10 protein-coding genes are annotated in these 13,599 nt (G+C 34.7%); 4 read left to right on the top strand and 6 right to left on the bottom strand.

Annotation, left to right across the window (positions count from 1 at the left end; genetic code table 11):
• Position 1: 1 nt before the first annotated feature.
• From BLV84_RS10510 to BLV84_RS10485, 6 genes are read right to left on the bottom strand one after another with little or no spacing between them, the layout of a single operon-like run.
• Entirely contained in the window at positions 2-778 is a 777-nt protein-coding gene (locus tag BLV84_RS10510) for an ABC transporter permease (protein WP_093245183.1), read from the bottom strand.
• Positions 771-1,640, bottom strand: coding sequence for an ABC transporter permease subunit (locus tag BLV84_RS10505; protein WP_234953141.1), 870 nt, complete (start codon positions 1,638-1,640; stop codon positions 771-773). The genes BLV84_RS10510 and BLV84_RS10505 overlap by 8 nt, the downstream gene beginning before the upstream one ends.
• The gene (locus BLV84_RS10500) at positions 1,637-2,806 is read right to left on the bottom strand and encodes an ABC transporter substrate-binding protein (RefSeq protein ID WP_234953140.1); all 1,170 of its coding nucleotides are present in this window, start codon (positions 2,804-2,806) and stop codon (positions 1,637-1,639) included. Before BLV84_RS10500 ends, BLV84_RS10505 begins: the two co-directional genes overlap by 4 nt.
• A gap of 52 nt (positions 2,807-2,858) precedes the next feature.
• Positions 2,859-5,846 carry a TonB-dependent receptor plug domain-containing protein gene (locus tag BLV84_RS10495; RefSeq protein WP_093244860.1) on the bottom strand — a complete coding sequence of 996 codons (2,988 nt, stop codon included), beginning with the start codon at positions 5,844-5,846 and terminating at the stop codon, positions 2,859-2,861.
• 31 nt (positions 5,847-5,877) lie between these two features.
• Positions 5,878-6,561 (bottom strand): TIGR04282 family arsenosugar biosynthesis glycosyltransferase, encoded by a 684-nt coding sequence (locus BLV84_RS10490; RefSeq protein ID WP_093244857.1) that lies wholly within the window; start codon positions 6,559-6,561, stop codon positions 5,878-5,880.
• A 36-nt stretch (positions 6,562-6,597) separates the two neighbouring features.
• Positions 6,598-6,963: a hypothetical protein gene (locus tag BLV84_RS10485; RefSeq protein WP_093244852.1), complete on the bottom strand. Its 366-nt coding sequence runs from the start codon at positions 6,961-6,963 to the stop codon at positions 6,598-6,600.
• A gap of 189 nt (positions 6,964-7,152) precedes the next feature.
• Here BLV84_RS10485 and BLV84_RS10480 point away from each other — a divergent pair, with 189 nt between their 5' ends.
• Genes BLV84_RS10480 through BLV84_RS10465 form a run of 4 tightly spaced genes read left to right on the top strand, consistent with a single transcriptional unit; the run spans position 7,153 to position 13,598 of the window.
• Positions 7,153-8,472, top strand: coding sequence for a c-type cytochrome (locus BLV84_RS10480; protein ID WP_093244847.1), 1,320 nt, complete (start codon positions 7,153-7,155; stop codon positions 8,470-8,472).
• 28 nt (positions 8,473-8,500) lie between these two features.
• Positions 8,501-11,587, top strand: a complete 3,087-nt coding sequence (locus BLV84_RS10475) for a TAT-variant-translocated molybdopterin oxidoreductase (RefSeq protein WP_093244842.1) — start codon at positions 8,501-8,503, stop codon at positions 11,585-11,587.
• 28 nt (positions 11,588-11,615) lie between these two features.
• Positions 11,616-13,070 (top strand): NrfD/PsrC family molybdoenzyme membrane anchor subunit, encoded by a 1,455-nt coding sequence (gene nrfD, locus BLV84_RS10470; protein ID WP_093244838.1) that lies wholly within the window; start codon positions 11,616-11,618, stop codon positions 13,068-13,070.
• Between the two features lie 3 nt (positions 13,071-13,073).
• Positions 13,074-13,598: a DUF3341 domain-containing protein gene (locus tag BLV84_RS10465; RefSeq protein WP_093244833.1), complete on the top strand. Its 525-nt coding sequence runs from the start codon at positions 13,074-13,076 to the stop codon at positions 13,596-13,598.
• The last annotated feature ends 1 nt before the right edge of the window (position 13,599 follow it).

Raw genomic sequence — 13,599 nt, 5'->3', positions numbered from 1 at the left:
TTTAATGAGTGTTAATCAAACTTCTTTTAAACTTAATTTTTTTATTAAAAAACAAAAGCAATAACGGAGGAAACAAGAGAAGTAAACTTGCTATAGCTGCCAAGAAAATATTAGCCTCTTTGATAAAATTAAACACCGATAAAGTTAGTGTTTTGATTTGTCCGCCACCGATTAATTGTGTTAAACCATAATCAAACCACGAAATCAGAAAACATTGAAAGAAACATAAACCTAAAATAGGTTTTGCTAAGGGAAAAATAATTCTTTTAAAACTAAAATATGTTGAAGCGCCTAAAGTGAAACTCAAATTTTGAATATCATAAATATGACGAGACCAGAAACTCGATAATATGATAAAACCAAAAGGAAAACAAATGAGAAATTGTGCTAAAACAACACCAAAAAAGCTTGCATTTAGTTTTAAAACCACAGCAAAATAATGCCATAAAACGCCCAAAACAACTGGTGATAATATATATGGTAAATAAGCAAGTTTGATGTATTGATTTTTATATTTTGAGGTCGAAATCACTTTAGAAAAAACAAAAGCCATTAAGGTTGATAAAAAAGCAACACTTAAAGATATCAGAACCGATAAGCCTAAACTTTTACTTATTTCAGAATCTGATGAAAACAATTTCAGCCAAGTTTTGGTGTTGAAATTTTGAGGGAAAACATCAGGAAAAATCCATTGCTCACCAAATGACAACATCATTAAAACCAAGATAGGTAATAAAATTAGGGTGATTAAAACGAGATGTATAGTTCTTTTAAGCATCAGATTTTCTTTTAAAAAATTGAACAAAAGAAGCTGAAGTCACTAGAATTAAAATTAAAACAACACCTAAATACATTAGTGCCATGGCATAAGCCTGAGGAATATCTTGAAGATTAAAGCGCTGTGCTTTATCAACAATTCGTGGTGTTATCATCTGCGGATTTTGTCGACCTAAAAGTAAAGGCACCTCATAACTTCCCATCACAAAAATGATGTAAAGCATCAAAGTCAGTTTAGATTTTCGCCATAAAATTGGTAATGAAATTTTCCAGAACGTTTGTAGAGATGAAGCTCCTAAACTTTGTGACAACTGCTGATATTCATTTAGTTTTTCGGCATCAAAAATATTTTTGATATAAATTGTAAAAAAAGGAAAAACCATCAAAACTGAAGTCAGCATAATCCCGATACCGTAAGCATCATTTGTTAATTCAGGAAAACTTTCTATTTGATCAATAAAACCCAATTGATAACTTATTCTTGAAAAAAAACCTGATTTAGAAAAAGTTTGTAGCACATATAAGGCCATCACGGTTGCTGGGAAACACAAAGGCACGAAAATTAGACGGTGAAACCATTTCTTTTGAAAATCTTTTGTGAGTTTTAAAACCAAAAAAAGTGATATCCAAAAACTGATAAACACACTGATCATGGCAATCATTAAACTAAAACCAATGGACTTCCAAGCATAGAAATCAGATAAAGTTTCAGTCCAATGCTTTAAGGTGAAACCTTCACTAAGCAAACCCGTTAGGCCAAAACTATAAAGCAAAGCATAAGTAAAACCTGCCAAAGTTGGCAAGAGGATCAACATCAAGAAAATGACTCTGAGAAGTTTTGTGTATGTAAATTTTAGATTCACTCTTGAAGTATTTTTTCTTGAAAATCATCCGCCAATCTTATCATATATTCTGGTGCCAATTCTTGCAAAGCATTTTTCTGAATTTCAACTCTTGATGGCGCATATTGTCTTTTTTTTGAAGAATTCCATTTCTTTTGAATCTCTATAGGCAACTTTTTAAAATCAAGAACACTTCCGTCTCCCCAAACTTCTGGTCGCATTTTTTGAAACTGTAATTCAGGCGAAATCATTTCATTAATTACCAGCATCGCTGATAATTTATAAGCAGATTTTTCAGGAATCCCGAGATAGTGAGAGTTCTGGATACTTCCGAATTCGGGAACATAAGCCCGCGAATTTTTTGAAAAGAGACCTTCGCTAATTTTATTATCCACTTCTGCGTCATTATTACTCATTGTAAACCATAATTCACCAGCGGCAAAAAGTTGATGTATTTGCGCCACATCTTCAGGAAAAACTTTGCCTTTTCGCCATAAATAAGGTTTTATTTTTTTGAGATAAGAAAATAATTCTGCGCTGTACTTCATGTATTTTTCTTCATCAAATTCACCAGAAAGTGTTTTCCTTCCAGCAATATCAATCAGTAAACTTTTCATAAAAGTTAAACCCGTAAAATGATTATCGAAAGTTAATTTACCTGGGTTTTCTTTAACAAAATCAAATAATTCTTCTCGTGATTGTGGTAGGTTTTGAACTTTATCAGAATTATAGATTAAAGTCATTTGAACATTTCCCCAAGGCATTTCATAACCATTTATCTCTTGCTGAAAATCTTTACCTATGAAAGGATTCTCAAAATCGATATATTTTGCATTCGGAAGTTTTTCAGTCCATGGGCCAAACAAAGCATCAATCTGTCGTAATTGATAAAAAGTTTCGCCGTTAATCCAGAGCATATCAAGTTCACTTTGACTCACATTCGCCTGAATTTCGTTCATTAAACTTTGCACCAAAACATTACCTTGACCACTGATTATATTGAGTTTGACATTGTATTTTTCTTTCACTAAAGGTTTCACAACATCTTGCATATAAGCATTGATTTTTGGGTCGCCTTTCCACATCATCATATTGATCTCTTGAGACTTGCCTTGTTCAATAATTTCATCCCAAGATAATTCTGACAAATCAATCTTTTCTTGTTTTTTTGATTCTTGACAAGACATCAAAAAAAATAAAATTAATATACTAAAAGCGAGTTTTAAAAATTTCATTTTATTAAAATAAGTAAGTTAAACCAAACTGAAATTGACGTGGCGGACCTGCATTACGCTGAACAAAACGACCTGAAGATTTTGAACCAACTTGAATCTGATTGCTCTGCGTTGCATTATTGCTATAACCGCTCAAATTTTCAACATTAAAGACATTGAAAACATCGGCACGAATGATGAAACGTGAATTTTCATTAAACACGAATTGATATTGAGCCCCAAGATCAAAATTAAAAGACCAAGGCAATCGATCGTTATTTCGAGACTCACCTGGTGACCTATCGCTGTTACCCAAATAAGCTTCACCAAATCCTGACCCGTCTCCGTTCAAATCAGTGGTTCCGTATATTTCAGCATCAGGAATTCTGTTAATTGGTTGTCCGCTTTGCAACAAACCTGCAAAAGTTAATTGCGTGTTTTTCAATGGAAAATAAGTCAGAATCCCATTGATGTTATGCGTTCTATCATTGATGGACGGTCCCCATTCTGCTTCATAATTATTAGCATCTTGTGCTCGGAAGTTGATATCCTCAGTATTATTTTTTAAAGAAGAAATCGTATAATTTAGCCTGAGTTTATAAGCATCATCGCCACGTGATTTTTGAAAATTAAAACTCGCCGCCCAGTATTCTGATTTCCCTTTTGATTCTGTCATCACAATGTTTCTTGCAACACCATCAACCCACTGACCATTAATAATCCCTTGATTATTTTTAATAGGAATAGGTCTTGAAGCATCAGCTTCTTCAACAGTTCTCACATCAGCTGCAGTGAAATTTTGATCAATCGTCATCTCTTCAGCAGCATTTAAATTTCGTAAACGAAACAAATCTTCACCTCGGTTATGAAAAAGATCGATGAAAAATAATTTATCACCATCAATTTTTGTTTGATATCCCAAAGAAAACTGATGACTGTAAGGATTTTGATAGCCGTTAGGGTTTAAGATACGACGTTCATTAGAAAAAATGCTTTCTCTTTGGTTTTGTAAATCTGAAGCCGTTGGCGCATTGAGGTAAGGGACATCTGTTAAACTTGCAACTAAATTCCCATCAAAAGTGATGCGATCTAAAGACGTATTTTGTGGTAAAATACCTTGATCAATCAAAGCTTGAAGTTGTTGTTTATAAGCATCAGAAGTTGTGTTTTGCTGAAGCGCATCGCTGTAAATTGCATAATTAATTTTATCATAAGCAATGGCATAACCACCTCTGATCACTGAGTTTTCGGACAATTGATAATTGAAATTTAAGCGTGGTGCGATATTATTTTCGTCACTTTTTGTTCCGCCGCCTTTTGAAAGATTGTCATAATCGTATCTTAACCCAAAAGTCAATTTTAAATTGCGTGAAGCTTGCCATTCATCTTCAAGATAAAAGCTATAAATTCTTTGTGTTGCTCCAAAAGAATTTGGATTTAATTCGACATTATAATTGACAACATCAACATCTGCAGGAAGACCTTCAGGTGATAATTGACTTCCAAAATTTTGAGATCTTAAAAAGTCAAGTTGGTTTTGTGACAAATCAACAAGATAATTACCATCAGGATTGCCACCGCCAAAAAGTTGATGTTGGCCGGACAAAAACTGAAATCCAGCTTTGAAGGTATGATTTTTATAGAAATAACTCACTTTCTGTTGAAACTGAAAAGTGTTTTCAAGCTCATCGAAGGTCGTTCCATTATTACCGATAATTGCGATGGGTAACTCTTGAGGATTTCGGATTGTGACTTGAGGCCCATCTTGAAAAGATTTTGAATAATCCCAATGAAAGCGGCTGTATTGAAAATTTGTTTCAAAATCAAAATTATCAATATAATAAGCATTTTTAAAGGCTAAATTGAAGCTGTTGCGTTCTTGCGCAAAACCAGCTGAAGGAAATGCAACTCCGCCATCTAAACCGCCGCCTTGGTTGTCAATAGTGATTAAACCTAAATTGGCACGCAATGAAGATCTAAAACGAGAACTCCAATGCTGATCAATTTTAACTGTGACATAATCAAAATTATTTTTCCCTCTAATTGTTTCAGAAATTCCTAAATCTGGACTATTCAACAAGTTATCTTTCACATCTGTCGTGTGTTCGTAATTTATAAAAAAGAAAGTTTTATTTTTTACCAAAGGTCCACCAAGAGAAAAACCTGATTGATAACGTGCAAAACCATCTTTAACTTGATTGCCTGATAAATCTCTCTGTGCAAAAGGACTAGAAGCATCAATGACAGAACCAGGTCGCGTCAAGAAAAAAACTTCTCCTTCAAGATGATTACGACCAGATTTTGTTGTCACATCAATCACAGCATTATGTGTCAAGCCATATTCCGCAGAATAATTACTGGTGAATACAGTCATATTTTTGACAGCGCCTGATGGGATAGCAAATCGCATTCCTCCAAGAAATCTTTCATTATTATCTAAGCCATCAACCGTATAATTAGTAAATAATGGATTGGCACCATTGACACTTACATTTGGTGCTTCAGTAAAAAATCCAGTCGCTTTGGTCACATTTGGCAAGCGGTGAAGCACTTTTGAAATCGATCGTCCTTCAACGGGAATTTGTTCAATTTCTTTAGAATTTATTTCAAAAGAAACTTCAGCATCACGTCGATTTAATTGAGGCTGATTTTTAGAAGAAATAATAACTTCATCTAAATTCTGGATTTCTGATTTTGTAGAAATTGCGTATAAAATAATTGTCGGGTTTTCATTTGAACGCAAATTGAATACTTCACTTTTAGCTTGTTTAAACTGAGAATTCCCATTAAATACAATTTGAAATCCATCAAGTGAAGGCACAGATTTAAAATGTGCAACACCCGCAGATGAAGTTGTTTGTAATTGCTTAAAACCATGATAAACATTGAATAATTTGAGTTCAACATTTTGTAAAGGCTCATTTGTGTGACTGTTATAAATGTGAGCTGATATGTTATTCTGTGCTGAACCTATTAAAGGTAAGCATAAAAACAAAAATAAAATTCGGGACATGCAAGATGCGTTAAAAATGAACAATTAAATGCTACTGAAAAACGACATCAAGCGGCGAACCTTTATTATAATAAATTGGAGTGTTGGATTTTAACAAACGAGAGTTGTGACAATCTTGAGCTAGCCGATTAACACTTAACATTGCAGATAGCAGAAAGGTGATCAACGTTGACAACTTCTTTTCACTTGTAAGAATTAGATCAACATCAGCTTGAGTATCAATGTCAATTAACTTTTCTAAAAGTGAATAACTTTGTTTGTGAATAACAGCAATATTGTTGATTTCATCAAGAATTGTTGAAGATTGCCAATTTAATTGAGAGAATGCTTCTTTATCAAAACACGAATGATTTAATCCCCACAAATAAAAACCGCCATCATAAGAAGGCCCAAAACACATATCTTTCTTTTGAAGATCAAGAGCTGCTTGATTTAAGTGATTAGTGTTTAAATGTGGTGAATCATTCCCTATGGAAATGACTTTTTTGTAACCTAGTTTAAAAACATCATCAATAGCATTGAGGTAACGCTCTGCAAAAGTTTGTCCTCTTTGTTTTGATTCATCATAACAGAAAAATTTAAACCCAGACTTTTTTAATTCTTTTAGAATTCGATTGTTTTGATAATGAAAAAATTGCTGCCTTTTTACGCCCAGATTTTTCTTTTCGAATTCAGGATTCTGATAAAAAAATAAAATAGCCGTATTGGACAACATTTTAACGATTGTAAAAGAAGTGTTAATTAAATAAAGTTAGCGACCTGGTTGAAACACAAAAGCATGAGGAAAGTCATTTTTTAATTCAAGAAAAGCTCTATCAGCATCTAGTTTAGTTCGGAAACTTCCAATCCAAACCTTGTAATTTGGAGACTCATAAAAAATCATTGAGCTAAAATCTAGCGCTAACTGATCATAGTCGTTTTTGACTTTTTTGGCTTGTTGAATACTTCCTGAAAACACTTGTATTTTATAAACTGATTTCAGCTGAAATCTCGACTCTAGCTTACTTTTGGTTGAACTAAGTTCTTGTACAAGCCTTGCATTTTCACCTTTGATTTCTGACTGAGAAAAAACGGTAAATGATGAATAAATGAAGAGAAAACAAAAAAGATATTTCATGGAAAAATTTTCAGCTAAAATAATATATTTGCGTCACAATCTATTTAGAAGCGTTATAAATTAGCATTTAACAAATGAGTCTATTCAGAAAATCATTGTTAAGTATTACTTTTGTGAACAATTCTGGCTTGTTAAATTAACAGAATATTACAACTTACAAGCTTAACAAAAATAGTTAATTACAACACTATGAGAAAGGTGACCTTAAATCAAGGAATTTTAAAGTATTTTTTACTATCCATTCTTATCTTTTCACTTTCAAGCACTTATGCTCAGGAAGATGAAGCATCTGCAGAAAGCACTGAATCGGCGATTCCCGGAGCTGACCCGGTAGCCGGAAAGGATTTATTCAATTCTTTATGTGCTGCATGTCACAAACCTTACAAGGACGGTGTGGGCCCTGCTTTACATGGCGTAACTGAACGTCGTGATATGGAATGGCTTTACAAATGGATTAAGAACAGTCAAGAATTAATTGCTTCAGGAGATTCTGAAGCTGTTGCTGTTTACAATGAATGGAACAAAGTTTCTATGAATGCTTTCCCCCAGTTAAGCAATAAAGACATTGACGACATTCTAGCATATGTAGAACAACCAAAACCAGAACCAAAAAAGAAGGAAGCTGAGGCTGGTGCTGCAGTTGCAGACGGCGGTGGCGGATCTGGCATTTCTAATGAAGTCATTATTGGCGTATTAGCATTCGTTTTATTGATGCTTGCAGTAATTCTTTACTTGGTTAATAAAACATTACGCAAATTTGCGGAAGTTAATGGTGTTGAAGTTGAAGAGAAAAAAGAAAAAGGTAAGCCTATTTGGGTTGCATTTGCAGAAAATCAATTCCTGATTATTCTAACTGTTGGTGTTATGCTTTTAGTCGTGACGTGGTTTGGCTATGGTGCTTTGATGAACGTTGGTGTTGACCAAGGTTATGAACCAATTCAACCTATTCACTACTCACACAGAATTCACGCAGGCGATAACCAAATTGAATGTAAATATTGTCACTCATCTGCAAGAAAATCTAAACATTCAGGCATTCCTTCACTAAATACCTGTATGAATTGTCATAAGCAAATTGCTGAAGTTTCTGACGAAACAGCCACTGAAGAATACTCAAAAGAATTTTATGACGGAGAAATCCAAAAGCTTTATGATGCAACTGGATGGGATCCTTCAACGCAATCTTACACGGGAGAAACAAAACCTGTGAAATGGGTAAGAATACACAACCTTCCTGATTTTGCATACTTTAATCACTCTCAACATGTGAGCGTAGGACAAATTGAATGTCAGACTTGTCACGGTCCAGTTGAAGAAATGGAAATCATGTACCAAGATTCTCCTTTAACAATGGGATGGTGTATTAATTGCCATAGAGAAACAAATGTTAAAATGGAAGGCAATGCTTACTATGAAAAGATTCATGAAGAGCTAGCAAAAAAGTATGGCGTAGAAAAAGTTACTGCAGCTCAAATGGGCGGAATCGAATGCGGTAAGTGTCACTATTAATAATAATGAAGAAAATTTGAATCGAGATATGTCATCAGAAAAAAAATATTGGAAAAGTGAAGCACAACTGGATGAAAACAATCCAGAAGTGCAATCACTTGAAAACAACGAGTTTGTAGAGCATATTCCTACCGATGAATTCTTAGGTAATAAAGAAAAATTAGAAAACTCTAAAACTACACGTCGAGATTTCTTAAAATATGTTGGATTTAGTACAGCTGCAGCTTCACTTGCAGCATGTGAAGGTCCTGTTGTTAAATCTATTCCTTATGTTGTTCAGCCAGATAGATTAGTTCCTGGTGTAGCTGATTATTATGCAACAACAATTGCAAACGGATATGACTTTGCTAGCGTTCTTGTAAAAACAAGAGAAGGCAGGCCAATAAAGATTGACAACAATACAAGTGCAAAAGATTTTACAGCAGGTAAAGCAAGAGTTCACGCTTCTGTTTTAGATTTATATGACATCAAGCGTCTTCAAAATCCTCAAATTGAGGGTAGAGATGCAACTTGGTCTGAATTTGATGAAAAAGTAGGTATAGAACTAAACTTAGCATCAACAAAAAAAATCGTTCTATTGACGCAGACTTTTGCAAGTCCATCAACAGATCGTTTAATAAAACAATTTAAAGAAAAGTACCCTAATACAGAACATATCGTATACGATTCTGTTTCTGAAGAAGCCGCATTAAAAGCTTTTCAAGGAAAATTTGGTTACAAAGCACTTCCAAACTATGACTTTAGCAAAGCAGCAACAATCGTTAGTGTTGGTGCTGATTTCTTAGGAGACTGGCAAGGTGGCGGATTTGACGCAAGCTATTCAAGAGGTCGTGAGCCTAAGAGTGGAAAAATGTCACGTCACGTTCAATTTGAAGCAAACATGACATTATCAGGCGGAAACGCAGATAAGCGTGTTGCAACTAAACCTTCTGTTCAAAAGCAAGTTCTAGTTGAAATTTACAATCAGATTGTTTCAAATGCAGGCTCAACTGAATTAAATGCTAAAACACAAAAAGCTGTTGATTCAGCTGTGAATTCACTTAAGAAAGGTGGTTCAAAGTCAGTTTTAATTACGGGTATTCAAGATGAAGGTGCACAACGCATGGCTCTTGAAATCAATGCTGCATTAGCAAGCACAATCATCGATACAGACAATGCAAGAATGATTCGCCAAGGCGAAAATTCAAAAATTGATAGATTAATTGAAGAAATGCAGTCAGGTCAAATTGGTGTGTTAATGACAGCTGGAATAAATCCGGTTTACAGTCTACCAAATTCTGAAGAATTCACTGAAGCTATGCAAAATGTTGATGCCACTGTTGCATTCAGTATGAAACTAGATGAAACAGCAACGCAAGCTAAGTATGTAGCTTCAACACCTCACTACTTAGAGTCATGGGGAGATGTTCAATTGACAAAAAAAACCTTTAGCCTCATACAGCCAACAATCCAACCTCTTTTTGATACACGTCAATTTGAAGAGTGTCTTTTAAACATCATTAGTGAATCAACAGACTACTATGGTTTTATAAAAGAAACATTTAACCAAAATTTTGGTGGATTATCTTGGAATCAAAGTTTACATGATGGAACTTTCACTTACGAAAGTGAAGTTAATAAAGAAGACTCTGAAGAAGAAACAATCTCTTCTGCATTCAATGCGAGTTCAGTAGCAAGACAGCTATTGGCTCATTCAGGAGATAATCTTGAATTAACATTATACACAAAAACTTCAATTGGAGATGGGCAACAATCTAACAACCCATGGTTGCAAGAAATGCCTGACCCAATCACTAGAACATCTTGGGATAATTACATTACTATAGCGAAAAGTGATGCTGAGAGCTTAGGTCTTAAAAATTACAATGTAGCTGATGGTGCGTTGAATGGAGATTATGTTAACCTCACACTCGGCGAGACAACTATAGAAAACATACCAGCATTTATCCAACCAGGACAAGCTCCAGGTTCAATAGGTTTAGCCTTAGGTTATGGTAAAACTGAATCTATTCAGGAAGAAATGCAAGTTGGTCACAATGCCTTTAAATTATATAAAGATTTTAATACACATCAAGATGTATCACTTTCGAAAGGCACTGGAGTTCATGAATTTGCTTGTGTTCAACTACATCATACTATGATGGGACGCCGTGATATTGTCAAAGAAACAACTTTAGAAATTTTCAACACGAGTGAGAAAGACTCGTGGAATAAAACACCTGAAGTTTCTTTAAATCATAAACCTACAAAAGTAACATCACCAGATGTTGACTTATGGCAAGAATTTGATCGTGAAATCGGTCATCACTTTAACCTTTCTATCGACCTTAACTCGTGTACAGGCTGTGGTGCTTGTGTGATTGCATGTCATAGTGAAAATAATGTTCCTGTAGTTGGAAAACATGAAGTCCGTAAGAGTAGAGATATGCACTGGTTAAGAATTGACCGATATTATTCTTCAGAAGATTCTTTACAAGGAGATTATGAAAAGAAAGACAATATTTCTGGTTTAAGTGAATCTTTAAGCAAATTTGCTGAATTAGAAGAGCCATCAGAAACTGATGTTCAAGTAATTTTCCAGCCAGTGATGTGTCAACACTGTAATCACGCGCCTTGTGAAACAGTTTGCCCAGTAGCTGCGACAGCTCATAGCCGTCAAGGTCAAAACCATATGACTTACAATAGATGTGTTGGTACAAGATATTGTGCAAACAACTGTCCTTACAAAGTGAGAAGGTTTAACTGGTTCCAGTATAGTCAAAACGATGAGTTTGATTATCACATGAATAATGATTTAGGACGTATGGTTTTAAACCCAGATGTCACAGTAAGATCAAGAGGTGTCATGGAGAAATGTTCTCTTTGTATCCAAATGACTCAGAAAACTATTTTAGATGCTAAACGTGATGGCAGAGAAATAAAAGATGGTGAATTCCAAACAGCTTGTTCAGCAGCTTGTGATAAAGGTGCAATGGTGTTTGGTGATGTCAATGATAAAGAAAGTAAAGTTGTCGAAAAAAGAGATGACGATAGGATGTATCACCTTCTTGAGTATCTTGGTACTAAACCAAATGTGATGTATCAAACTAAAGTTAGAAACACAACAGAAGCTTAATAAATAAGAAATAAATCAATAGCGTATTATGTCTCATTACGAAGCGCCTATAAGAAAACCCTTAATTACTGGAGATAAATCATACCATGATGTCACACTTGATGTTGTGAGACCAGTAGAGGGAAAGGCTAACAAATCTTGGTGGATAGTATTTTCAATATCTCTAATTGCCTTTTTATGGGGACTTGGATGTATTATTTACACCGTATCCACAGGTATTGGAACTTGGGGATTAAACAAAACAATTGGTTGGGCTTGGGATATTACTAACTTCGTTTGGTGGGTTGGTATTGGTCATGCCGGAACATTAATTTCAGCGGTACTCTTGCTTTTCAGACAAAAATGGAGAATGTCCATTAACAGATCTGCCGAAGCAATGACAATTTTCGCTGTTGTTCAAGCAGGACTTTTCCCAATTATTCACATGGGCCGTCCTTGGTTAGCTTATTGGGTATTGCCAATTCCAAATCAATTTGGATCTTTATGGGTTAACTTTAACTCGCCATTACTTTGGGACGTTTTTGCAATTTCAACTTACTTATCAGTTTCATTGGTTTTCTGGTGGACAGGTTTGTTACCTGACTTTGCGATGATTCGTGATAGAGCGGTTAAGCCTTTCCAGAAAAAAATATATGGCATCCTATCATTTGGATGGTCAGGACGTGCTAAAGATTGGCAACGTTTTGAAGAAATCCACTTAGTTTTAGCAGGTTTAGCAACACCACTTGTACTTTCTGTACATACCATTGTATCATTTGACTTCGCAACTTCAGTTATCCCAGGATGGCACACTACAATCTTCCCTCCTTACTTCGTTGCAGGGGCGATTTTTTCTGGATTCGCAATGGTAAATACTTTACTTATTACAATGAGAAAAGTATCAAGTCTTGAAGCATACATTACTCATCAACATATCGAATTGATGAACATTGTTATTATGATTACGGGTTCTATTGTTGGTGTGGCTTATATTACAGAGTTATTTATGGCGTGGTATTCAGGAGTTGAATACGAGCAATTCGCTTTCTTAAATAGAGCAACAGGACCTTATTGGTGGGCATACTGGTCAATGATGACATGTAACGTGATCTCACCACAATTTATGTGGTTCCCAAAATTGAGAAGAAGTATCATGTTCTCTTTCTTTATTTCTATCGTGGTAAACATCGGAATGTGGTTTGAGAGATTTGTGATTATTGCAACTTCATTGCATAGAGATTATATGCCATCAGCATGGACAATGTTCTCTCCTACTTATGTGGATATCGGTATTTTTGTTGGAACAATTGGATTCTTCTTTGTATTATTCTTATTATATGCACGTACATTCCCAGTGATTGCACAAGCAGAATTAAAATCAATCCTGAAATCATCAGGTGAGAAATATAAAAAGATTAGAGCTGAAAAAGGTGACGATGCTCCATTGCATGACCCTTATAAGCAAGAGGCTAAGCCAGACTTTACTAACGAATTTAATAAATAGAAAATGGCGTCAAAAGTATTACAAGCAATTTATACAGACGATGATATTTTGATGGAAGCAGTTAAATCTGTCCGCGCTAATAAATATCATATTGAAGAAGTCTATACCCCATTCCCTGTCCATGGATTAGATAAAGCAATGGGTTTAAAAGAAACAAGGTTAGCCATCACAGCCTTTTTATATGGTATTGTTGGACTTGTTGTGGCAACGGCTATGATGAATTTTATCATGATTGAAGATTGGCCTCAAAACATTGGTGGTAAACCAAGTTTCAGTTTTATTGAAAATATGCCATCATTTGTTCCAATTATGTTCGAATTGACAGTGTTTTTTGCTGCTCACTTAATGGTTATTACTTTTTATATGAGAAGTAAATTATGGCCGTTTAAAAAAGCTGAAAATCCAGACTTAAGAACAACTGATGACCGATTTCTAATGGAAATTTCAGTTAACGAAAAGAATCATAAAGAGCTTACTGATTTAGTTTATAATTCGGGAGCTACAGAAATAAAATTAAAAGATAACTAGA

This window comes from Psychroflexus halocasei, assembly GCF_900107595.1.
GTDB classification, from domain to species: domain Bacteria; phylum Bacteroidota; class Bacteroidia; order Flavobacteriales; family Flavobacteriaceae; genus Psychroflexus; species Psychroflexus halocasei.
The sequence above is the reverse complement of the archived record's forward strand: the minus strand, read 5'-3'. Positions and strand labels throughout refer to the sequence as shown.

Excerpts from the sequence above, each read along its gene's own strand:
- BLV84_RS10485 (WP_093244852.1), bottom strand. The coding sequence starts at position 6,963 with ATGAAATATCTTTTTTGTTTTCTCTTCATTTATTCATCATTTACCGTT.
- BLV84_RS10475 (WP_093244842.1), top strand. The coding sequence starts at position 8,501 with ATGTCATCAGAAAAAAAATATTGGAAAAGTGAAGCACAACTGGATGAA.
- BLV84_RS10500 (WP_234953140.1), bottom strand. The coding sequence starts at position 2,806 with ATGTCTTGTCAAGAATCAAAAAAACAAGAAAAGATTGATTTGTCAGAA.
- BLV84_RS10510 (WP_093245183.1), bottom strand. The coding sequence starts at position 778 with ATGCTTAAAAGAACTATACATCTCGTTTTAATCACCCTAATTTTATTA.
- BLV84_RS10490 (WP_093244857.1), bottom strand. The coding sequence starts at position 6,561 with ATGTTGTCCAATACGGCTATTTTATTTTTTTATCAGAATCCTGAATTC.
- BLV84_RS10495 (WP_093244860.1), bottom strand. The coding sequence starts at position 5,846 with ATGTCCCGAATTTTATTTTTGTTTTTATGCTTACCTTTAATAGGTTCA.
- BLV84_RS10480 (WP_093244847.1), top strand. The coding sequence starts at position 7,153 with ATGAGAAAGGTGACCTTAAATCAAGGAATTTTAAAGTATTTTTTACTA.
- BLV84_RS10465 (WP_093244833.1), top strand. The coding sequence starts at position 13,074 with ATGGCGTCAAAAGTATTACAAGCAATTTATACAGACGATGATATTTTG.
- nrfD (WP_093244838.1), top strand. The coding sequence starts at position 11,616 with ATGTCTCATTACGAAGCGCCTATAAGAAAACCCTTAATTACTGGAGAT.